Annotated in this window: 24 protein-coding genes; 18 read left to right on the forward strand and 6 right to left on the reverse strand. The window is 32.6% G+C overall.

All coding sequences use genetic code 11. From position 1 onward, the window contains the following. Nucleotides 1-301: 301 nt before the first annotated feature. Nucleotides 302-1,162, forward strand: coding sequence for a 3-keto-disaccharide hydrolase (locus ACFFVB_RS15365; RefSeq protein WP_382384106.1), 861 nt, complete (start codon nt 302-304; stop codon nt 1,160-1,162). A gap of 169 nt (nt 1,163-1,331) precedes the next feature. On the opposite strand, the gene ACFFVB_RS15370 is transcribed toward ACFFVB_RS15365, so the two are convergent. Continuing rightward, complete coding sequence (locus ACFFVB_RS15370; protein ID WP_382384107.1) at nt 1,332-2,657, reverse strand: PDZ domain-containing protein; 1,326 nt, start codon at nt 2,655-2,657, stop codon at nt 1,332-1,334. Between the two features lie 105 nt (nt 2,658-2,762). On the opposite strand from ACFFVB_RS15370, the gene ACFFVB_RS15375 reads away from it, so the two are divergent. The 10 genes from ACFFVB_RS15375 (at nt 2,763) to ACFFVB_RS15420 (ending at nt 12,692) form a co-directional block, all read left to right on the forward strand. After that, nucleotides 2,763-3,953: a pyridoxal phosphate-dependent aminotransferase gene (locus tag ACFFVB_RS15375; protein WP_382384108.1), complete on the forward strand. Its 1,191-nt coding sequence runs from the start codon at nt 2,763-2,765 to the stop codon at nt 3,951-3,953. Beyond that, entirely contained in the window at nt 3,953-4,966 is a 1,014-nt protein-coding gene (gene murB / locus ACFFVB_RS15380; RefSeq protein ID WP_382384109.1) for a UDP-N-acetylmuramate dehydrogenase, read from the forward strand. Before ACFFVB_RS15375 ends, murB begins: the two co-directional genes overlap by 1 nt. A 68-nt stretch (nt 4,967-5,034) precedes the next feature. Further along, a complete protein-coding gene (locus ACFFVB_RS15385) occupies nt 5,035-5,568 on the forward strand; it encodes an RNA polymerase sigma factor (RefSeq protein ID WP_382384110.1) in 534 nt (177 codons plus the stop codon). 9 nt (nt 5,569-5,577) lie between these two features. Further along, nucleotides 5,578-6,381 carry an anti-sigma factor domain-containing protein gene (locus tag ACFFVB_RS15390; protein WP_382384111.1) on the forward strand — a complete coding sequence of 268 codons (804 nt, stop codon included), beginning with the start codon at nt 5,578-5,580 and terminating at the stop codon, nt 6,379-6,381. 155 nt (nt 6,382-6,536) lie between these two features. Continuing rightward, on the forward strand, nt 6,537-6,740 hold the full coding sequence (locus ACFFVB_RS15395) for a membrane or secreted protein (protein ID WP_382384112.1): 204 nt from the start codon (nt 6,537-6,539) through the stop codon (nt 6,738-6,740). A gap of 8 nt (nt 6,741-6,748) precedes the next feature. After that, a complete protein-coding gene (locus tag ACFFVB_RS15400) occupies nt 6,749-7,861 on the forward strand; it encodes a glycosyltransferase (RefSeq protein ID WP_382384113.1) in 1,113 nt (370 codons plus the stop codon). Then, complete coding sequence (locus ACFFVB_RS15405; protein ID WP_382384114.1) at nt 7,852-8,400, forward strand: RNA polymerase sigma factor; 549 nt, start codon at nt 7,852-7,854, stop codon at nt 8,398-8,400. Before ACFFVB_RS15400 ends, ACFFVB_RS15405 begins: the two co-directional genes overlap by 10 nt. Before the next feature lie 140 nt (nt 8,401-8,540). Further along, nucleotides 8,541-9,419 (forward strand): lipoyl synthase, encoded by an 879-nt coding sequence (gene lipA / locus ACFFVB_RS15410; protein ID WP_382384115.1) that lies wholly within the window; start codon nt 8,541-8,543, stop codon nt 9,417-9,419. Next, the gene (gene gap, locus ACFFVB_RS15415; protein WP_382384116.1) at nt 9,419-10,414 is read left to right on the forward strand and encodes a type I glyceraldehyde-3-phosphate dehydrogenase; all 996 of its coding nucleotides are present in this window, start codon (nt 9,419-9,421) and stop codon (nt 10,412-10,414) included. The genes lipA and gap overlap by 1 nt, the downstream gene beginning before the upstream one ends. 85 nt (nt 10,415-10,499) lie before the next feature. After that, nucleotides 10,500-12,692 carry an ATP-binding protein gene (locus ACFFVB_RS15420; protein WP_382384117.1) on the forward strand — a complete coding sequence of 731 codons (2,193 nt, stop codon included), beginning with the start codon at nt 10,500-10,502 and terminating at the stop codon, nt 12,690-12,692. Here ACFFVB_RS15420 and lpxK read toward each other — a convergent pair. Beyond that, nucleotides 12,689-13,696 (reverse strand): tetraacyldisaccharide 4'-kinase, encoded by a 1,008-nt coding sequence (gene lpxK, locus ACFFVB_RS15425; protein ID WP_382384118.1) that lies wholly within the window; start codon nt 13,694-13,696, stop codon nt 12,689-12,691. The genes ACFFVB_RS15420 and lpxK overlap by 4 nt on opposite strands. 53 nt (nt 13,697-13,749) lie before the next feature. On the opposite strand from lpxK, the gene ACFFVB_RS15430 reads away from it, so the two are divergent. Beyond that, complete coding sequence (locus ACFFVB_RS15430; RefSeq protein WP_382384119.1) at nt 13,750-14,844, forward strand: Nif3-like dinuclear metal center hexameric protein; 1,095 nt, start codon at nt 13,750-13,752, stop codon at nt 14,842-14,844. Nucleotides 14,845-14,847: 3 nt separating this feature from the next. Beyond that, nucleotides 14,848-15,627, forward strand: coding sequence for a zinc ribbon domain-containing protein (locus ACFFVB_RS15435; RefSeq protein ID WP_382384120.1), 780 nt, complete (start codon nt 14,848-14,850; stop codon nt 15,625-15,627). A gap of 148 nt (nt 15,628-15,775) precedes the next feature. On the opposite strand, the gene ACFFVB_RS15440 is transcribed toward ACFFVB_RS15435, so the two are convergent. Together ACFFVB_RS15440 and ACFFVB_RS15445 are read right to left on the reverse strand one after the other, a co-directional pair. Continuing rightward, complete coding sequence (locus tag ACFFVB_RS15440; protein WP_382384121.1) at nt 15,776-16,171, reverse strand: ankyrin repeat domain-containing protein; 396 nt, start codon at nt 16,169-16,171, stop codon at nt 15,776-15,778. Between the two features lie 452 nt (nt 16,172-16,623). Continuing rightward, nucleotides 16,624-17,019 carry an ankyrin repeat domain-containing protein gene (locus ACFFVB_RS15445; RefSeq protein WP_382384122.1) on the reverse strand — a complete coding sequence of 132 codons (396 nt, stop codon included), beginning with the start codon at nt 17,017-17,019 and terminating at the stop codon, nt 16,624-16,626. 250 nt (nt 17,020-17,269) lie between these two features. On the opposite strand from ACFFVB_RS15445, the gene gpmI reads away from it, so the two are divergent. The 5 genes from gpmI (at nt 17,270) to ACFFVB_RS15470 (ending at nt 21,472) form a co-directional block, all read left to right on the forward strand. Continuing rightward, nucleotides 17,270-18,790 carry a 2,3-bisphosphoglycerate-independent phosphoglycerate mutase gene (gene gpmI / locus ACFFVB_RS15450; RefSeq protein ID WP_382384123.1) on the forward strand — a complete coding sequence of 507 codons (1,521 nt, stop codon included), beginning with the start codon at nt 17,270-17,272 and terminating at the stop codon, nt 18,788-18,790. A 25-nt stretch (nt 18,791-18,815) separates the two neighbouring features. Next, nucleotides 18,816-19,232, forward strand: coding sequence for a BT0820 family HAD-type phosphatase (locus tag ACFFVB_RS15455; protein WP_382384124.1), 417 nt, complete (start codon nt 18,816-18,818; stop codon nt 19,230-19,232). A 270-nt stretch (nt 19,233-19,502) separates the two neighbouring features. Next, nucleotides 19,503-20,321, forward strand: a complete 819-nt coding sequence (map, locus tag ACFFVB_RS15460) for a type I methionyl aminopeptidase (RefSeq protein ID WP_382384125.1) — start codon at nt 19,503-19,505, stop codon at nt 20,319-20,321. Next, on the forward strand, nt 20,321-21,085 hold the full coding sequence (locus ACFFVB_RS15465; protein ID WP_382384126.1) for a class I SAM-dependent methyltransferase: 765 nt from the start codon (nt 20,321-20,323) through the stop codon (nt 21,083-21,085). The genes map and ACFFVB_RS15465 overlap by 1 nt, the downstream gene beginning before the upstream one ends. Before the next feature lie 15 nt (nt 21,086-21,100). Next, nucleotides 21,101-21,472, forward strand: coding sequence for a DUF423 domain-containing protein (locus ACFFVB_RS15470; protein WP_382384127.1), 372 nt, complete (start codon nt 21,101-21,103; stop codon nt 21,470-21,472). A gap of 16 nt (nt 21,473-21,488) precedes the next feature. On the opposite strand, the gene ACFFVB_RS15475 is transcribed toward ACFFVB_RS15470, so the two are convergent. Further along, a complete protein-coding gene (locus ACFFVB_RS15475; RefSeq protein ID WP_382384128.1) occupies nt 21,489-22,472 on the reverse strand; it encodes an FAD:protein FMN transferase in 984 nt (327 codons plus the stop codon). Then, nucleotides 22,473-22,850, reverse strand: coding sequence for a DUF8840 domain-containing protein (locus tag ACFFVB_RS15480; RefSeq protein WP_382384129.1), 378 nt, complete (start codon nt 22,848-22,850; stop codon nt 22,473-22,475). Between the last annotated feature and the right edge of the window lie 72 nt (nt 22,851-22,922).

Consider the following 22,922-nt stretch of genomic DNA (forward strand, 5'->3'; position numbering starts at 1 on the left):
AAACACATTTCTAATGTGTTTTTTTCATTTAATACCTTATTTTTTAACACTTAAAATTAGAGAAAGTGGTTCTCATCAAGTTATAAATATGAAAAAAAATAGATATGATTGGTTATATTTCTTTTAGTATTTATTAATCATTCTTCTCAGAAAAAAATATAAAATGTAGAGAGCTATCATTTAAAAATCAGAATCATGTCATCCATAAAACTAAAATTAGATTTATATACGCGGTTTTTATTTCCTACATTAGTTCCTTAAACAAGCGACATACCTTACATATTATTAAATAAATTAAATTATGAAAATTGAATTAAAGCTAATCATTATAATGTGTTTGTCCCCCTTGTTTATAAATGCTCAAACAGATGTGACATCTAAAAAACAGAGTATTACCGTTCCTAAAATTGATTATAAGGTATTAGAAGACAAAGAACCGTGGAAAGACACCGAAGATTGGGCTGAAGTAAAAACAGTCTCTGTAAATTCGGATGGAGTCCCTGAAGATGCTATAGTTCTTTTTTCGGGTAATAATCTAGATGCTTGGCAGTCACCTCAGCTTCAAACTCCTGCAAACATGGAACAAGCAGAAGTTATTTCTCCTGCATTGATTTCTGATTATTTAGGAACACCAACAAAATGGCAGATTGTAGAACAAGCCATGCGAAATGCTCCAAAATCAGGTTCTGTGGCTAGTAAACAATCTTTCGGAAGTGTACAAATGCATATTGAATGGCTAGCTCCCAAGGCAGAAAATGCGACGGGCCAAGATTATAGTAATAGTGGTATCTTTTTTATGGGACTTTATGAGGTACAAGTTCTTAATTCTTATAAAAACCCAACCTATAGTAATGGTCAGGCAAGTTCTATTTATAAGCAAAGCAAACCTCTTGTAAATGCTTCGAAACCTACTGATGTTTGGCAAAGTTACGATCTTATTTTTACTGCTCCGACATTCGATAAAAATCAAGAACTAATATCGCCTGCCTACCTTACTGTATTTCACAACGGTGTCTTAGTTCAAAATCATTTTAAACTACAAGGTCCAACCATTTTTATTGGCGAAAGTAATTATGTGTACCATAAAGAAAAACTGCCTCTTGTTTTACAAAATCACGGCTTGCCTGTTCTTTACAAAAACATTTGGTTAAGAGAATTGTAATACATAAACCAATTATTCATATTTTAACTTTAGGATATAAAAAACTGCTTTTAGATACTACACCTATAAAATATAAGATTAGGCAAATAACATATTAAAAATAGTTATAAAATGCACTGTACATTTCACTACACGCTTAAAACAGCTGTATCTCCTTTTTATTTAGACTCTACTTTAATGGTGCTTTGAGTTGAAAATTAAAACTATGTTTCACCCCATTTCTATTTACTTTTATACGTATATCATCGCCTTCTTTAGCATAAAACAAACGAATAATTTCATGGATTTTATATTCATGAGATTTCCTATTATTTACACTTAATACAATATCACCAACTAGAAGTCCGGCGAGTTCTGCAGGAGAATTTTCACGCAACTCCACGATGGTAAATGCTGGTTTTACTTGGAAATTATAAGATGGCTTTAATTCGAGATCTAAATTTATAGTCGTATTTGTAAATGCACTGGAAGTAGAATTATCACCTTCTAAAACCAATAATTCTCCATGATGTTCTAATTCAATACCGCTCTTGTTGTAGCTAAATTCATCTTTATAGAATCTATTTTTTTTAAGTGTTAATCGTGCGTTTCTGTAATCGACAATCATATTAAAGCGTTTTAAAACATTCCCAGAAATGCTTCCATTTCGTATTTTTAGTCGTTTAGCAAAATGTACTGCGTTAGAATCAGGATAAGAGACATTCACTTGATTAAGTGTAAAAGATCTAATTTTAAGTTCCTGCACTTTCGAGCGCTTTCCGTAAACACTGCCACTAAGCCCATGTCCCAAAAAATCTATAAAGTAATTTTCGCTCTCATATAGGCCTAAATTTTCATTTTCGAAAATCCAAATAGAATCACTACCACCGGAATCCATTAATAATTTTACAGGCACATAAATGTCATTTATTTTTACGTGAGCATTTACATAGGGTTTATTATTATAGAATTCGAAATTTACAGTTTCGCATGCATCACATACAGTATAAATATATCTATCGGGATCATGTAATTTAATATAACGTTTGCTATAATTAATTTCGATTATAAAATCTTTAAACAAATCGAAGCCTATAATACCATGAATTGGAATTCCTAATTGTGGCGTAAAATTTAGACTCGCATCATGAATAGCATATATTTCTTGACTTGCATTTATGGCCGCTCCTACCTTAAATACATTATTCTTAGATTTTAAGGCTTCAAACGAATCACCTTCCCCTAAACCCCGTAAAATATATGCTTCTGTATTATTAATTTTAAGAGTATCTCTTTCATTTAAAAAACTAAAAACAATAGGTTTTCCAACACCTGTATCCAATATAAATGACAGCTCTACACCATTAATTTCAACAGGAATGATAATTAAATTATGAATCAGTTTAAAGCGTACTTTATCGAACTTCTTATTATTCTGAAGCTTAAATTTTGTCTGTGAAACCACTAAAAAAGGGACACAAAACAGAAAAATGAAAAAAAAGAGCAGATTTTTCATGAATACACCGAATTTACCCTCTTTAATTTACGAAATTAATTTTATAACATCATTATTAGCGCTTTCTCATAAAATTCATCAACTTTGTACCATAATTTTTATACTATGCCAAAGATATCTAACAAGGGCCACAACATGCCCGAATCTCCAATTCGTAAATTGGTTCCTTACTCAGAAAAAGCATACAAAGCTGGAAAAAAAGTGTATCATTTAAATATTGGACAACCCGATATTAAAACACCTCAAGTCGCTTTAGACGCAGTAAAAAACAACACCCTTACAACAATAGAATATTCACGTTCTGAAGGTTCTGAAGAATATAGAACTAAGATTGCGAATTACTATCATAAAAATGATATTGAAGTAAAACACGACGATATTATTGTTACTACAGGAGGAAGTGAAGCTTTACTTTTTGCTTTTGGAAGCATCATGGATACCGATGATGAAATTATTATACCTGAACCATTCTATGCTAATTATAACGGATTCTCTACATCTTCTGGTGTAAACGTGGTTCCTGTAATTTCTAAAATTGAGAATAATTTTGCTTTACCTCCAATTTCTGAATTCGAAAAACTAATTACTCCTAAAACCAAGGCGATCTTAATTTGTAACCCTGGTAATCCAACCGGATATTTATATTCAAAAGAAGAAATTCTTCAACTTGCTGAGTTGGTTAAAAAACATGATTTGTTTTTAATTGCAGACGAAGTGTATAGAGAATTTGCATACGATGGCGTAAAACACCATTCTATTATGTCTATTGATGGTTTAGAAGATTATGCCATTATGATAGATTCTGTTTCGAAACGTTACAGCATGTGTGGCGCAAGAATTGGATGTCTTGTTTCTAGAAATAAAGACGTTATTAAAACAGCCTTAAAATTTGCGCAAGCAAGATTAAGTCCGCCAACATTAGCACAAATAGCAAGTGAAGCTGCATTAGACACGCCACAAAGTTATTTCGATGAGGTAATAACAGAATACGTAGACCGTAGAAATACTTTAATCGCTGAATTACAAACTATCGAAGGTGTTAAAATAGGAGTCCCTAAAGGTGCATTTTACTGTATCGTAGAACTACCTATTAAAAATGCAGATAAGTTTGCACAATGGTTATTAGAAGAGTTTGATGTAGACAAAGAAACCGTAATGGTTGCTCCTGCAGCAGGATTTTACTCGACACCTAATATGGGTTTAAACCAAATTAGAATTGCTTACGTTTTAAATAAAGAAAGTTTAATTAAAGCTGTACATCTTTTAAAAGAAGCTTTAAAAGTTTATAAAGACTAGTGACTATACAACACAATGTTTCTTTAAAACCATACAATACTTTTGGAATAGATGTTGTTGCAAAACATTTTGTAACAATATCTACTCTGGAAGATTTAAAGGAGGTTTTAACACTTAAGAACTACCCTAACAAACTTGTTTTAGGTGGTGGAAGCAATCTTTTATTAACTAAAGACGTAGATGCTTTAGTCATTCTTATCCGTTTAAAAGGTATATCTATTATATCTAAAACGGATAATACGGTTTTAGTAAAAGCCAATGCAGGTGAAAATTGGCACGACTTTGTACTTTGGACCTTAGCACATGATTTTGGAGGATTAGAAAACTTATCTCTAATTCCTGGAAATGTCGGCACCTCTCCTATTCAGAATATTGGTGCATATGGTGTAGAATTGAAAGACTCGTTTGAATCTTGCGAAGCTCTAGAAATAGAAACCAATACAATCACAACATTTAACAAAGCAGCATGTGCCTTTGGTTATAGAAATTCCATATTTAAACAACATGCCAAAGGACAATATATAATAACTTCGGTAACATTTAAATTAAGCACTAAAAACCACCAACTTCACACCAATTACGGCGCTATAATTTCGGAGTTAGACACTATGAAAATTACGGACCCTACTATTCAAGAGGTTTCTAAAGCTGTAATAGCCATTCGAGAAAGTAAATTACCTAATCCGAAGGAAATAGGTAATAGTGGGAGTTTTTTCAAAAACCCTGTCGTAGATAAATCTGTGTATCTTGAGGTTTTAAATCAGTTTCCAAATGTTCCAAGTTACCCCGTTTCGGAAACACAAGTCAAAATTCCTGCGGGTTGGCTTATAGAAACAGCTGGATTTAAAGGAAAACGATTGGGAAATTACGGTGTTCATGAAAAACAAGCTTTAGTCTTAGTGAACTACGGCGGAGCCTCTGGTTATGAGATTTTGAGATTATCCGAAATTATACAGACTACAATTAAAAGAATCTTCAATATAACCATCGAATCCGAGGTTAATATCTTATAATTCGCAATTTTTTATATAACTTTGGTTAATTGCCTCCTTTTGTAATTAACCAAACTAAAACTGATATTTTGATTGCACCTATCGAACAAGAGATTGTGGAATTATTAAAGCATGGCGATAAAAAAGCCATTGCTTTACTGTACCAGCACTATGCCGACACGCTATTAGGTGTGATCTCTAAAGTAATCACCGACGAAGATTTAGCACAAGATGTGCTTCAGGAAAGTTTCATAAAAGTCTGGAAGAAAGCAAAGTCCTACGACTCAAGTAAGGCAAAGCTATTTACATGGTTATACAGAATTTCTTACAATACTGCTATCGATAAAGTAAGATCTGTATCGAATAAAGAAAATAAAGAAGTCCAAATCGAGAATTCAAACGTATATAATATATCGGCTAAAGGTTTAAATCAAGATGTCATGGACATTAAAAAACACCTAAAGTCCATAGACCTGAAGTATCAAATTGTACTTAATGCCCTTTTCTTTGAAGGCATGACCCAGCAAGAGGCTAGCGACGAATTAAACATTCCGTTAGGCACTATAAAATCGAGATTAAAAATAGGACTTCGCGAGTTAAGAAAAATTTACGATCCAGAATAAATAACAGTCATGAATGATAAAATAACTACATTTTTAAATTCTGATCTTTTAGAGAAATATCTAATAGGAGAAACGACTTCAAAAGAAAACGAATTAATAGAAAATTACATCTCTAAATTCCCAGAAGTAGAGAACGCTTACAATACCATGCAACATCATTTAGAAATCACCTCTAAATTTCATGCTGTTGAAGCTCCTTCTTCGGTTTTAGTAAATATTTTACAAACTTTAGATGATGAAAATCCGGTAATTAAATTGGATACAAAACCTAAAACACAAAAATCGTGGTATGGATATGCCATCGCCGCAAGTTTTGTTGCGGTTCTATTTGCTTGTGCTTCAGCTTTTATTTTTTCTAAAAATTTAGACTTAAAAAAAGAGAATCAAACCGTTGTTGATGAGATATTCGATTTAAGGAGTGATATCGAATTAAATAATCAGAAACTTGATGATGTCATGGCTCAGTTTAAGCAATTGAATAACCCGGAAACTCAGAAGTACATAATTAAAGGAAATAATAGGGCAAAGAACTTAAAAACAGTTGCATATATTAATCCAGTAGAAAGAACGTCTATGTTAGATGTTGTGTCTTTACCAGAATTACCGCAAGAACACTGTTACCAAATATGGGCAGAATTAAATGGTAAAATGATAAGTTTAGGAATTCTAGACGAAACAGACAGACAATTAAAGTCTATCCCATATACAGAAAACGCACTTGGATTAAATATTACTATAGAACCTAAAGGAGGAAATACAAATGCGTCTTTAGAAAATTCTGTTGCAGAAATTGAATTAAATAGTAGAGAATAAACACAATCAACTATTAGCGAAGTAAGCCTCACTTTTAATTAAAAGTGAGGCTTACTTTTTTTTACGCTTTATTAAAATATAGTACCTTTGCAGAACATTAAAATAGGTTTTAAAACATCAGATTTATCTAAGACCTATTAATTAAATATACGGTTATGAAATTATTCATTATAACATTAGTTTTATTAGGACTAGGAGTTGCAGGAATTGCCATTAAAATATGGGCAAAAAAAGACGGTAAATTTGCAGGAACATGTGCAAGCCAGAATCCTATGTTAAACAAATCTGGTGAATCTTGCGGATTTTGTGGAAAAACACCTGAGCAATATAAAGACTGTAGCGAACCTCAACACTCTTAAATCCTTTCATGGTTGCACTCGACATTTTATTCTACAGTTTTGTAGCTATTGTCCTTATTCAGTTATTTTATTATTTAATTTTCCTTAGAACGTTTGCGTTTCTAAAACCTAAACAAACTCAAAAATCAGACATTCCGGTTTCTGTAATTGTGTGTGCTAAAAATGAAGAGGAAAATTTAAAAAAGTTTTTGCCTTCAATATTAAATCAGGACTATCCAAATTTTGAAGTTGTATTAATTAACGACGCCTCTCACGATGACACATTAAGTGTTTACGAACACTTTTCTGAGCAATACAACAACATTAAAATTGTTGATGTAAAAAATACAGAAGCATTTTGGGCCAATAAAAAGTACGCGTTAACATTAGGAATAAAAGCATCAAAATACAACCATTTATTATTTACGGATGCCGATTGTACTCCGGTAACTAACACTTGGATTTCGGAAATGGCAGGAGCCTTCGAAAGTAAGAATGCTATTGTTTTAGGTTACGGCGGATATTCAAAAATCAAGAATTCATTATTAAACAAGTTAATCCGATTTGAAACGGTATTAACGGCTTCTCAATATTTTTCTTATGCTAAATCAGGCATGCCTTATATGGGTGTTGGTCGAAATTTAGCCTATACTAAGCCTTTGTTTTTTGAAGCTAACGGTTTTATAAATCATATGAAAGTGGGTTCTGGAGACGACGATTTATTTGTAAACCAAATGGCAACAAGCAAAAATACGGCGGTTTGTTTTACACCGGAAAGTTTCACGACATCTGTGCCTAAAAAAACTTTTAGTGCCTGGATAAAACAAAAACGCAGACATGTGTCTACTGTTGCGCATTATAAAAAAAGTCATAAATTTTTATTGGGGTTATTTTACGCCTCACAACTTCTATTTTGGATCTTAGGAATCGTGCTATTATCTCTTTTATTTAAATGGGAAATTGTGGTTGGTCTATTTGCCTTACGTATTTTAGTGCAATGGATTATTATCGGGAAAAGTGCAAAAAAGCTAAACGAATCCGACTTAGTTATCCTAATTCCTTTCTTAGAATTTTTCGTTATTCTAACACAATTAGGTATATTTATAACTAATAAGACATCAAAAACCCGTACTTGGAAATAGAACACGCCATACAAAAAGCAAAACAAAACGATCAAAAAGCGTTTAATTATTTACTTCACACCTATTGGGAAGATGTTTATGGGTTTCAGTTAAAACGTATTGGAAATGAGAATGATGCCGAGGATATTACGATACAAACATTTTCTAAAGCTTTCGATAAGATTGAGACATACAACCAAGAATATGTTTTTAAAACTTGGCTAATTACAATTTCTAAAAACCTTCATATTGATTTACTTCGGAAGGAAAAAAGCTCGATTTCTCGTCAGATTACTAAAAGTGATGAAAAAGCGATTAATCAAGTTTTAGACGAATCTCCTTCTGCTGAAGACAAAATTATAACGGAACAAAATTTAGCGAAACTACTAAGGGATATAAAGAAGTTAAAACCGCATTACCAGGAAGTGATTAACCTTCGTTATTTTCAAGAATTATCTTACAAAGAAATTTCAGTAGAGCTTAAGGAGCCTATAAATAATGTAAAAGTAAAATTACTTCGTGCGAAGAAACTACTTGCCGAGATTATTCAAACCCCATAGCATTCAATAATTTAGATTTTTAGATTACTTTTTGTTATACAACATTATTTCATTAATATTCGGAGATTATTATCTTAATCGGTTATAACATACTTTTTAGATTATACTTTGTATCTTTGCTTTTCGAAAAGAAACAATTTATGAATTCAGAAACTGCTTCAAACATTCTTCCGGATCGTCTACCAAAACCAAAATGGTTACGTGTAAAATTACCTACGGGAAAAAAATATACCGAGCTAAGAAGTCTAGTAGATAAATATAGTTTAAATACCATTTGCACATCAGGAAGTTGCCCAAATATGGGTGAATGCTGGGGAGAGGGTACTGCAACATTTATGATTTTAGGAAATGTTTGTACACGATCTTGTGGATTTTGCGGTGTAAAAACCGGAAGACCCGAAACTGTAGATTGGGATGAACCTGAAAAAGTTGCCCGTTCAATTAAATTAATGAAGATCAACCACGCCGTTCTTACTAGTGTAGATCGTGACGATTTAAAAGATATGGGAAGCATCATGTGGGCCGAAACAGTGAAAGCTGTAAGACGTATGAATCCTGATACAACTTTAGAAACTCTTATTCCAGATTTTCAAGGTTTAGAACAACATATTGATCGCATTATAGAAGTGGCTCCAGAAGTGGTATCTCACAATATAGAAACGGTAAGACGTTTAACTCGTGATGTAAGAATACAAGCAAAATACGACCGCAGTTTGGGCGTTTTAAAATATTTAAAATCTCAAGGACAGCGCAGAACTAAATCTGGTATTATGCTTGGTCTTGGTGAATTACGTGAAGAGGTTATTGAAACGTTACACGATTTAAGAGCTAACGATGTAGATGTTGTTACTATCGGTCAATATTTACAACCTAGTAAAAAGCATTTACCTGTAAAGCAATTTATAACTCCAGACCAATTTGCAGAATATAGAGAAATTGGTTTAGAATTAGGATTTAGACACGTAGAAAGCAGCTCTTTAGTACGTTCTTCTTACAAAGCACAGAAACATATTAACTAATGATTAATGTTGCTATAAATGGTTTTGGTCGCATTGGACGTCGTGTATTTCGTCTGTTACAAGACCATCCCAACATTAATGTAGTTGCTATTAACGATTTGGCAGATGCTTATACTTTAAGTCATCTGCTAAAATACGATAGTATTCATGGTGTTTCAAGTCAAACCATTACTTATCAGGGAAATGATATTGTTGTTAACGATGTTCACATTCCGTTATTAAACGAAACCCATCCCAAATCCATAAATTGGTCTCCATACCATGTCGATTTTGTAGTAGAATCTACCGGTAAGTTTAAAACCAAGGGAGAACTTCAGCATCATATAAACAACGGAGCGCAACGTGTAATTTTAAGTGTTCCTGCACTTGAAGATGATATTAAAACCATTGTACTTGGTGTTAACGATCATTTAATAGATGGTACTGAGAAGATCATTTCTAACGCGTCTTGTACAACAAATAATGCTGCACCAATGATGGCGATTATAAACGCACATTTTGGTATTGAACAAGCATACATTACAACCATTCACTCTTATACTACCGATCAAAGTTTACACGATCAGCCACATCGCGATTTACGCAGAGCACGTGCTGCCGGACAATCTATTGTACCAACTACTACTGGAGCCGCAAAAGCCTTAACAAAAATATTTCCAGAACTGTCCGAAGTAATAGGTGGTTGTGGTATTCGCGTTCCTGTTGCCAACGGTTCGTTAACAGATATTACATTCAACATAAAAAAAACGGCGACTATAGAAGAGGTTAATTTAGCTTTTAAATCTGCTTCCGAGACGCATTTTAAGTCTATTTTAGAATATACGAGCGATCCAATTGTGTCTATAGATATCGTTGGAAATCCACATTCTTGCATATTTGATTCTCAAATGACTTCAGTAATTGGGAATATGGTAAAAATTATCGGATGGTATGATAATGAGACGGGGTATTCCAGTAGAATTATCGATTTAATATATAAATTATCCGAAAAATAATTATTGTCAGGAGGTATTCTTATCTTTAGGCTCGAAGTAATTTATTTTTATGATTAATATTAAGTATTACATATGTGGACTGTTCATGCTGTTTGCATTAAGCTCTCAAGCTCAGGACACAGTTAACAATGATCCAGAAACCATACAAAACACAATCGACTTTCGCATTACACAAGCGCAATACGACATCGATAACAATAACTACTACCCGGCTAAGAAAAAATTAGACGAAGCTTTAAGCCTGGCAGAAAGTATTGACAATAAAAAAAGTATAGGTCTTATACTTTCAAAATTCGGAAAACTAGAATTTCGCATAGACGAAACATCTGCGGCCATAAAAACCTTAACCAAAGCTATAGAAGTCCAACGTTTTGCTATGGACGATATTAATATTGCAGAAACCTATAAAACTTTAGGTAATGTATTTATGCACCTAGAGCAATACGATGAAGCCTTAACCTATTACGGGTCTTCGTTAACTTTATTCCAACAAGAAAACCTTAGTGAATTTGAAGCAGAAGTCCTTTTAAATCAAGGAAAAGCTTACTTGGGATTAAAGCAATATAGAAAAGCGAGAGTTCAAATAGATAAATCTTTAGCCTTATCACAACGTTACGATTTAGATAAAATTAAGAGTAGTGCCTTAATTTATCAAGCCAAAGTATCTTATTTTTTAAACGATGATGAAAACGCTTTAAAATTAGGAAATCAAGGTGTAGAACTTGCAGAAGCAAACAGCTATTTAGATGTACTAAGTCATGGGTATTTAATTTTAAGTGAGTTGAATGAAAAATTAGGGAATTTTAAAGTCTCTACTCAATATTTAAAGAAACACATTACCTTATCCGATGCGCTTTTAAAACAAAAGCTCGAAAATTTATCTCCAGAAAATCGCGAAAAATTTATTTTAGACAATCAAACCGAATTTCAGAAAGAAAAAGAAGCCGATTTAGAAAAGCTTAAAGTCGACAAGAGCTTAAATAAATTAGCTACAATCCTAAGTATTGCATTAATCACGATTCTATCTCTCCTCACACTATCTCTATATAAAAACAACAACATTAGATTAAAAACGAATAACATGTTGCATAAAAAAAATGGAGAATTAATACTTGCTAAAGAGAAAGCCGAATTGGCATCAAAAACTAAAGCAAACTTTTTATCGACGGTGACACACGAACTACGAACGCCACTATATGCCGTTACAGGATTAACAAGTATGTTATTAGAAGAAGACCCTAAACCGGAACAAATTCAGCATTTAAAATCATTGAAATTCTCTGGTGATTATTTATTGACGTTTATTAATGATATTCTACAAATAAATAAAATAGAAGCCAATAAAGTAGATATTGATTATGAAGTATTTGATTTAAAAAATAAAGTTTCAGATGTTATTTCTGCTCTAAATAATTCTGCTATCGATAACGGTGTGAAAATTCATTTTGAATACGGTAAAGGCCTACCTACTCATTATAAAGCAGATCAAATTAAAATATCTCAAATCTTAATTAACCTAATCGGGAATTCTATTAAATTCACTAAAGATGGAGACATTTGGGTTAGAGTTAGCAAAATAAGTAATGACAACGATATTTTTAATCTAAAATTTGAAATTGAAGATAATGGAATCGGAATTACCGAAGAGAAACAAAATCATATGTTCGAAAGTTTCTCTCAAGGATCAATTCAGATTAACAGAAAATACGGAGGTACAGGTTTAGGTCTGTCTATTGTTAAAGGATTAATCGACATCCTAGGAGGTAAAATTTATCTTAAAAGTAATTTAAATAAAGGTACAACGTTCTATTTTGAAATCCCTTTGAGACAAACTAATGAGAAAATAATTAAACCTGTAAACAAAAATTATTTTAAAAACGTAACCGAGTTAGAGTTAAGTAACATTAGAATTTTGGTGGTAGAAGACAACAAAATTAACCAAATGATTACGAATAAAATTCTAAGCAAAATGAAACTACAATGTGATATTGTAGATAATGGTGAGGAAGCTGTAGATTTAGTTAAAAACAACCATTACGATGTTGTTTTAATGGACATCCACATGCCTGGTATTAGCGGTATCGAAGCGACTAAAATAATTAGAACTTTCGACAAAGACATTACTATTTTTGCCCTTACTGCAGTGACTATTGAAGATAAAATGCATGAATTTGCAGAAGCAGATTTCGACGATATTATTTCGAAACCATTTAAGCAAGCAGATTTCGAAAAGAAACTATATAAGGCGGTTATTGGAAACCCAGATGAAATAGTTTAATAAGCATCTATAAAGTCGGTTATTGAATCATTAAAGTCTTTAGGGCTATCTAGAACGGCTTCAATGCTTAAATAAAATAGATTTTCATCTAAAAACGGAAACTGATTTAAGCGCATAAAATCTTTTTCTGTCGTGATAATGAATGCTTTTTGTTTAAACGCATCCAACTCTTCAGGAGTAAAATCATGATGATCCTTAAAATTAAGATGTTCAAATTCTAAACCTTTTTCAGTTAGAAAATTCACTAAAGGTTTTGGATTTGCTATACCCGTAATTAAGGTAAACTTTGGAACGTTAACTAAAGGAATTTCTTCTGATTTAGAGACCACAACTTCAGCATATTTTATAGCACTAAAAAACACTTTTTGATTCGATTTCGGCGAAATACTTTTAATTATTTTTGTTTTCTCTATTTCTGAAAGTGCTTCCGGACATTTAGTGACAATAATAATGTCTGCACGCTTTGCTCCGCTTTTAGGTTCTCTTAAATTCCCTGTTGGCAAAACAATATCCGAAGTGTAAATATCTGCATAGGTTGTAAGTAAAATATTGAAACCCGCTTTTACAGCTCTATGTTGGTAAGCATCATCTAAAAGAATAACATCTGGCTTAGAGTTTAATTCAAGAAGTTTTTCAATTCCTTCCCTCCTATTCGCATCAACCGCCACAGTAATTTTATTAGAATATTTGGAGTAAAACTGAAACGGTTCGTCTCCCAAAACAGCAGCCGTAACTCCTTTTTTTCCAATTTGAAACCCTTCACTTTTACGCTTATAACCCCGACTTAAAGTAGCAACCTTTTTTTCGTCCTTTAACAATCTAATTAGATATTCAATCATGGGTGTTTTTCCTGTGCCGCCCACACTTAAATTCCCCACACAAATCACTGGAAAATTGTAAGAGGTAGATTCTAGAATACCTAAATCGAATAATTTATTTCGCAACCACGTTATACCGTAATATATGGGCACGATCGGAAAGAAGATGTAACGCAATAATTTCATTGTAACGAAAGTAAATATTTTATCTTTGTTTTAAACCTAATACCAAAAATATTATGATTGTTCAGGACGTTATAAATCATCTTGAAGATTTTGCTCCATTAAATTATGCTGAAGATTTTGATAATGTCGGCTTGCTTATAGGGGATAAAAACGAAAAATTAACGGGCGTTTTAGTCACTTTAGACACTTTAGAATCGGTTGTAGATGAAGCTATAGAAACCAACTGTAATTTAATTGTTAGCTTTCATCCAATTATTTTTAAAGGCTTAAAAAAGCTGACCGGAAAAACGTATGTTGAGCGTGTGGTTTTAAAGGCTATTAAGCACAATATTGCCATTTATGCGATACACACAGCTTTAGATAATCATGTGGAAGGTGTTAATGCCATGATATGTAATCAGCTTGGATTGGTTAATACATCTATTTTAATACCCCAGAAAAGCACTATTAAGAAGCTTACCACTTATGTACCGAAACAAGAAGCGGAAGCCCTACGTCAAGCTTTATTTGAAGCCGGAGCGGGACAAATAGGAAACTATTCGGATTGTAGTTTTAATATTGAAGGCACAGGATCTTTTAACGGGAATACTAATTCGAATCCTTCAATAGGAAAAAAAGGAGAAACACATTTTGAGGAAGAAACACAAATTTCGGTAACTTTTGCAAAACACCTAGAATCTAAAATTCTGAAAGCGTTGTTTACCTCACATTCTTATGAAGAGGTCGCTTACGAAATTACAACCTTAGAAAACACGAATCAACATATCGGTATTGGAATGATCGGTGAATTTGAGTCTGAAATGGACGAAACCGAATTTCTTAACTATATAAAAACAAAAATGAATACAGCATGTGTTCGACATAGTGAATTATTAGGAAAACCCATAAAAAAAATCGCTGTATTAGGAGGTTCTGGAAGCTTCGCTATTTCCAACGCTAAACACGCTAAGGTTGATGCCTTTATAACTGCCGACTTAAAGTATCATGACTTTTTTTCGGCGGAAAACGAATTAATATTAGCCGATATTGGTCATTTTGAAAGTGAACAGTTTACAAAAAATGGTTTAGTAGCACATCTTACAAAAAAAATCACTAATTTTGCAATCGTTTTATCAAAGACCGATACAAACCCTGTTAAGTATTTTTAAAGTATGGCAAAAAGTAAAGAAGTAACTGTAGAAGAACGTTTAAGAGCTTTATACGATCTACAACTAATCGATTCTAGAATCGATGAAATTAGAAACGTTCGTGGAGAACTACCTTTAGAGGTAAGTGATTTAGAAGATGAAGTTGCTGGACTACAGACAAGATTGGAAAAATTAGACGCGAGTCTAGAACTTTTAGATGACGAAATTAAATCTAAAAAGAATATAATTGAAGAAGCTAATTCTTTAATTAAAAAATACAACACACAGTTAAAGAATATTAGTAATAACAGAGAGTACAACTCGCTTACTAAAGAAGTCGAATTTCAAGAATTAGAAATCGAATTGGCAGATAAGCACATCAATGAATTCAAAGTTCAAATCGAACAGAAAAAAGAAATTATTGGTCAGACTAAAGAGCGTACTAAAGAACGTCAAGCGCATTTAAAACACAAAAAAGGTGAATTAGATGCTATCTTATCTGAAACTGAGAAAGAAGAATTAGCGTTGATTGAAAAATCTAACGAATATAAAACTTTAATCGAAGAGCGTTTAGTAAAAGCTTACACTAGAATCCGTACGAATGTTAAAAACGGTTTAGCAGTTGTAGCAGTAGAAAGAGGTGCCTCTGGAGGATCTTTCTTTACTATCCCACCACAAATAATTATGGAAATTGCTTCTCGTAAAAAAATTATTACAGATGAGCATAGTGGTAGAATCTTAGTTGATGAAGCCTTAGCTACAGAACAAAAGGAAAAAATGGAAAAGCTTTTTGCTAAGTTCTAAAAAAATCCTTTTTACATAAATATTAAAAACCGTCTAGAAATTTATTTCTAGACGGTTTTTTCTTGATATATAATTGAATAAAAAGGATAAAAAAAAAGAGATTATCTCGATAGACAATCTCTTTTTCTAAGGTTAATTGGTTAGTTTGTTATTTTTCTAAGACCTCTTCAATTAATTGTTGAGCTTCTTTTGCATTAGTTGCTTTTGCATAATCTAGTGCAGTATACCCTTTATTACATTTTGTTTTTAATTTTGCGCCTGCGTTAATTAATAACTCAAGAATTTCTGTTCTGTTATATTTTGCAGCATACATTGCAGGTGTTAATCCGTTTGATTTTTTATTAATGTCTTCTCCATTAACAATTAATTTTCTAACGATATCTGTATCACCTTTGGCTATAGATGTACAAAGTAAATTAACCTCTGGCTTAACTACTGAAATTTCTAGAGGATTAGTAGTGTTATTTGTTATAAAATTAGAAGCTTGAACACTTGTAGTAGTAGCTCCAAATACGATCGCGATGATAAATAATAGGTTTTTCATGATTACGATATTTTTAATAAAATTAATAATATTTATGTATTTAATAATATATTGTAAATTTAATGAGAATATTGCATTTCAAACGCTTGAAAAAGCTATTTAACAAAATATTAACATAAAAAAATTAACAAATGATTTATGTCATATTTTACGAAAAATTCAACTGTATTTCTCATTTTTTTAACAATTATATATCCTTTTAATACACCTACTGAGATTGCAAAAACCTTCTATCATTTTCATTGAAAAATAGTCATTTTTCGTATTTAAAAATTTAATGAAAACGTTTGAAATAAAACTCATTTTAGATAATAAACTCACTTAATATGCTTCCATTTTAAATCGCAAACAGGTTATAAAATAGTTAGTATGAACTCCATACTAACAAAAAAAAGAGGTCGCCTTATAAAGACAACCCCTAAAAATATTATATAAGAAAAATAATAGTAATTCTAATTAGCTAAAGTGGCTTCAAGAATTCGTTGTGCTTCTTTTGCATTCGTAGCTTTAGCATAAGTCAGCGCGGTATAGCCTTTATTACATTTTGTTTTCACATTCGCTCCATTTGCAATTAATAAGAGAAGAATTTCCGTTCTGTTGTATTTAGCCGCATACATTGCAGGAGTTAATCCGTTTGATTTTTTATTCACATCTTCTCCATTTGCAATTAATTTTTTAACGATTTCGGTATCTCCTTTTGCGATAGATATACATAATACATTTAACTCAGGCCTAACTACAGCAGACTCCAAAAGAGTGGTTTCTATATTGGTAGTAATGTTTGAAGCATAAACTGTGCTCGATACTGTTCCTAATGCGATTGCGATGATTAATAATGATTTTTTCATGATGAATGATTTTGATTGATTAGATTAAATGATTGTATTATAAAGACGAGCTATAAAATGGATTGTTACAGTTGATGTTTCAAATAACCATTCATTAACCATTTGGAAACAAATTTCTTAATATTGTATTAAAGAAAATAAAGAATAAATATACCAATCGTAAAATCCACAAAAAGCTTCATTTTGTAAGCCAAATTATTCTAAAATGCCATTTTAAACTTTTATCTTTACGTACTAAATAAATATTATTATGAATAAGAAAGTCATCTTGATGATACTTGACGGTTGGGGGAAATCTCCAGATCCAAAAGTATCGGCTATAGACAATGCCAACACTCCTTTTATCGATTCTTTATATACGAAATACCCAAGTGCCCAATTAAGGACAGATGGAGAAAACGTAGGCTTACCAGAAGGTCAGATGGGAAATAGCGAAGTTGGACATATGAATTTAGGTGCCGGACGAATTGTTTACCAAGACTTAGTGAAAATTAATTTAGCGGTAAAAGAACACACTCTAGCTAAAGAAAAAGTTTTAGCAGATGCTTTTCAATACGCCAAGGACAATAATAAACCTGTTCACTTTTTAGGATTATTAAGTACTGGTGGTGTACACTCTCATATTAAACATTTATTCGGATTATTAGATGCTGCAAAAGATTCTGGGGTACAAAATTCTATTGTTCACGGTTTTACAGATGGCCGTGATGTAGATCCAAAATCGGGATTAGGATTTGTAAATCAATTAGAAGAACATATTAAAGATACTCCTGCAAAAATAGGATCCATTACAGGTCGCTATTATGCAATGGATAGAGATAAACGTTGGGAGCGTGTTAAACTAGCTTACGACGGGATGGTAAATGCCGAAGGAGAACATACTACAGATGTTGCGGGTGCAATTGCTTTAAATTATGCCAATGATATTACTGACGAATTCATCAAACCTATTATCAATTGTGATGAAAACGGGAACCCTGTAGGAAAAATAGAAGCTGGAGATGTTGTTATATTCTTCAATTTTAGAACAGATAGAGGTCGTGAACTTACCGAAGTGTTATCTCAAACAGATCACCACGAACAAAACATGCATAAGTTAGACTTATATTATGTGACGCTTACGAACTATGATGAAAATTTTAAAAACGTAAAAGTTGTATTCAATAAAGATAATTTAAAAGATACTTTAGGTGAAGTATTAGCTAGAAACAACAAAAAACAAATACGTATTGCAGAAACAGAAAAGTATCCTCACGTTACCTTTTTCTTTTCTGGCGGACAAGAAGATCCTTTTGAAGGTGAATCTCGTATTCTAAAAAATTCACCAAAAGTAGCAACTTACGATTTGCAACCAGAAATGAGTGCCTTCGAATTAAAAGATGCTTTAATTCCTGAATTACAGAAAGGAGATGTAGATTTTGTATGTTTAAACTTTGCCAATGGCGATATGGTTGGACATACAGGTGTAATGGATGCCGCTATTAAAGCTTGTGAAGCTGTAGATGCTTGCGTAAAAGAAGTAGTTACAACGGCTCTAGACAATGGATATACAACTTTATTAATTGCAGATCACGGGAACTGTGAGACTATGATTAATCCTGATGGTTCTCCAAACACAGCACATACAACAAATCCTGTCCCCTTAATTTTAATCGATAATGATTTAAAACAAATTAAAGATGGTGTTTTAGGTGATATGGCTCCTACTATTTTAAAATTAATTGGAGTAGAACAGCCAAAAGCAATGACTAGACACTCGTTAATTGATTAATTTTTTTGAATACTAAACTTACTGAATGATTTTTCAAGATAAACTAATTCTTGCCATAGACTTCGATGGTACTGTTGTCGAAGATGCATACCCGAAGATAGGGAAACCAAAAACATTTGCTTTTGAAACGCTTAAGCGTCTTCAGAAAGACGGACATCGCCTTATATTATGGACCTACCGCAGTGGGAAACCTTTAGAAGAAGCTGTCGCTTTTTGCAAAGTAAATGGAATAGATTTTTATGCAGTAAATAGCAGTTTTCCTGAAGAAAATTATGATGAATCAAAAAGTAGAAAAATAAATGCCGATATTTTTATCGACGATAGAAATATAGGTGGATTTATAGGATGGGGAGAAATATATCAATTATTATCCGATCCTGAATTTGACCCTAATAAAATAGAAAAAAAGAAAGGCTTTTTCGCTTCTCTTTTCAATAAATAATTAGTGTCTCATTAACTATAAAATACTCTCAATCTCTAGGATGCTTATACTAAAGATTGAGAGTATTTTTTTTTCAAAAGCCCCACTCCTTACAACGCTATATTTTAAAATTAATAGTCATACTGCTATAAATAAACAGCAGAAAAATGGATTGCTTTTTAATGCATCTAATAAAAAGAAATTCTAGACATAATTAAAGCTTAGAAGTCCTACTCTATTACACAGATAAACTAGGTATTTTTAAGTATCTTTGCACCTTATTTTATTGACATGATTATAGTAAAAACAAGAGAAGAAATAGAATTAATGCGCGAAAGTGCACTAATCGTATCTAAAACATTAGGTGAATTAGCGAAAGCATTAAAACCTGGTGTAACGACTTTAGAACTAGATAAACTTGCAGAAACTTTTATAAGAGATCACGGTGCTTATCCTGGGTTTTTAGGAATGTACGATTTCCCGAACTCACTTTGTATGAGTCCGAATAATCAAGTCGTACACGGTATTCCAAATAATAAACCTTTAGAAGAAGGAGATATTATTTCTATTGATTGTGGTGCGCTTAAAAACGACTTCTACGGAGATCATGCTTATACATTTGCTATAGGTGAAATCGCTCCCGAAACTCAAAAATTACTTGATATTACAAGAGAATCTATCTACGTGGGTTTACGAGAATTTAAAGTTGGAAATCGCGTTGGAGATGTAGGTTATGCGATTCAGAATTTCTGTGAAGGTCATGGTTATGGTGTTGTAAGAGAACTTGTAGGTCACGGTGTAGGTCGCGATATGCATGAAGATCCCGAAATGCCAAACTACGGAAGACGTGGTCGTGGAAAGAAATTTGTTGAAGGGATGGTTGTGGCCATAGAACCTATGATAAATTTAGGAACACAACGTATAAAACAACACAGTGATGGTTGGACTATTACAACATTAGACAATAAACCTAGTGCTCATTTTGAACACGATGTGGCTATTGTAGATGGTAAAGCAGAATTACTTTCAACCTTTGCTTATGTACATCAAGCTTTAGGAATTGAAACTAATGAAGAAGACGAGTTTAGACAAACGCCGTTTGTACTTTAATGAAAAAAGCTTTTAAGTTCGTTTTAAACACAATTCCTAGACCCATACTTATTCGCTTAAGTTATTTGGCACGTCCCATTATGGCAAGTGCTCTTAAAGGATCCACTTACACAGACCCTATAGACGGGAAAAGTTTTAAATCGTTTTTACCTTATGGTTACGGTACACAACGTAATAACGTATTATCACCTTCTACGCTATCTCTAGAACGTCATAGATTATTATGGCTGTACCTTAAAAATGAAACTGACTTTTTTACAACATCAAAAAAAGTACTTCATTTTGCGCCAGAACAAGCCTTTTACAAACGCTTTAGAGCGCTTAAAAATTTAGACTATACAACAACAGATTTATTGTCGCCTTTAGCCGATGTTAAGGCAGATATCTGTAATTTACCTTTTAAAGATAATAGTTTCGATATTATCCTATGTAATCATGTTTTAGAGCATATCCCGGACGATACTAAAGCCATGCAAGAATTATATCGCGTACTAAAACCTGGAGGAATGGGCGTACTGCAAATCCCTCAAGACTTATCTAGGACACTTACTTTTGAAGACGACTCGATAACAGATAAAAAGGAACGTGCTAAAATATTTGGTCAATATGACCATGTGCGCATTTATGGACAGGATTACTTTGATAAATTACGTTCTATCGGATTTAAAGTTGAAGAAGTAGATTACACAAAAACACTATCCGAAGACGATATCACTAGATTTTGTCTCGCTAAAGGAGAAGTAATTCCTGTTGTTTATAAATAAGTAACATTAATACTCATGACATCACAAACTATTATAGCTACAGGAGCATTATTCGGTATGTTATCTGTTATTTTCGGAGCTTTCGGAGCGCATGCCTTAAAGAAGATTCTATCACCAGATCAACTACAGAGTTTTGAGGTTGGTGTTAAATACCAAATGTATCATGCTATTGTATTGTTAATCCTTGGTTTTAGTAAAACCGACACCCTTTCTCCGGCTATATATTGGTGTTTCACCGTTGGAATTATACTATTTTCCTTCAGTATATACGGATTGGTATTATCAGATGCTAAAGGAAAAAAGTTGAGATTTCTTGGTCCCATAACTCCAATAGGCGGGTTATTTTTGGTTAGCGGATGGTTCTTACTTTTACTTCACGTAATCTAAAAAACACACTTTAAAACTATTTAGGAAAACCATTCAAAGACAGGGTTTCTAATTCCTGATTCTTATTTTCAAAAATCAAGAAAACTTTAAGCTCAGGGTGCTTCTCTAAAAGCAATTTTACGTCATCAATCCCCATCGCCTTAAAAGCTGTAGCATATGCATCAGCAATCATACAGTTTTCTGCAATAACGGAAATACTCAATAGATTCGTTTTACTTGGATATCCGGTATGCGCATCTATAATATGAGAATATTTATTTCCCTCTAAATCTACCTTAAATTTTCGGTAAGTTCCAGATGTCGCCATAGATTCGTCTTGTAATTCAATGGCACGAAGTAAAGACTGTGAACCATCGAAATGAGGCATTTCTACACCAACTTTCCATGGATTATCTTTTTCCATATTAATACCCCTAGTTCGGATTTCCCCACCTATTTCTACCAAGTAATTTGTGATATTCTGTGACTCTAAATAACGACCAATAACATCTACGCCATACCCTTTAGCTATAGCATTAAAATCAATATAAGTATTTGGGTCTTGTTTAATAATTTCATGAATACTTCTTCGCACTTTATCCAAACCAACACTAAGCATTAAACTATCTATTTTAAGACTATCTAAACCTATTATTTCTTTCTCTGGACCAAAGTTCCATGCATTCACTAAAACCCCAATTGTAGGATCGAAAGCCCCATTAGTAGACTTGTAAACCGACTTTGATGCATCAAAGACATAAGCAAAATGCTCATCGATGGTAAAGGTTTCATTTCTATTCAATTTTGAAATATCAGAATCCGGAATATACGTGGACATCGAATGATTTATAACTGCAAATAAGCTATCAAACTGTGTTTGAAAATTAGCACCATCTTCAGAAAAATATTGCACAGCATAAGACGTTCCAAATACAGGTCCTGATAATTTTACGTGCTCTTTATCGCCGTTACATGCCGTAACAAAAAGTACGACTAGAGAAATTATTAAAAATTGTTTCATTTAATTTAGATGAGTTTCTATAAGTTGAATACCGTTATATTCAATTAAATATTCTTCATTAAGATAAATAGGAAGCTCTTCCCCTTTCGGATTACCTAACCCAACACCTGCATAAAGAACTTTAGCAGCGTTAGAACGTGCATGATCTTTAAACGTTTCCATCCAAATAACATCATAATTATTAGGATTCTCAGGAAGTATCACAGCTTTTACACAAACAAAGAAATATTGTGCATTCTTATCGATACAGACAAATTGTGGATGTCGTTTTAGCTCACTATTAATAGCAACAAATTCGAATCCCCGTTGTTCCAAATCTTTACCAACGTGGTTCATAGCTAAATTATGTAACTCTTGTTTAGAAAGGGCTTTACTCATATCACAAAATTACGATATATAAATGTTTCAAACTATAATTATAAATTACAATTTCGCCTCTAACCCCGAATT

The sequence above is a fragment of the Formosa undariae genome (assembly GCF_042427615.1).
GTDB classification, from domain to species: domain Bacteria; phylum Bacteroidota; class Bacteroidia; order Flavobacteriales; family Flavobacteriaceae; genus Formosa; species Formosa undariae.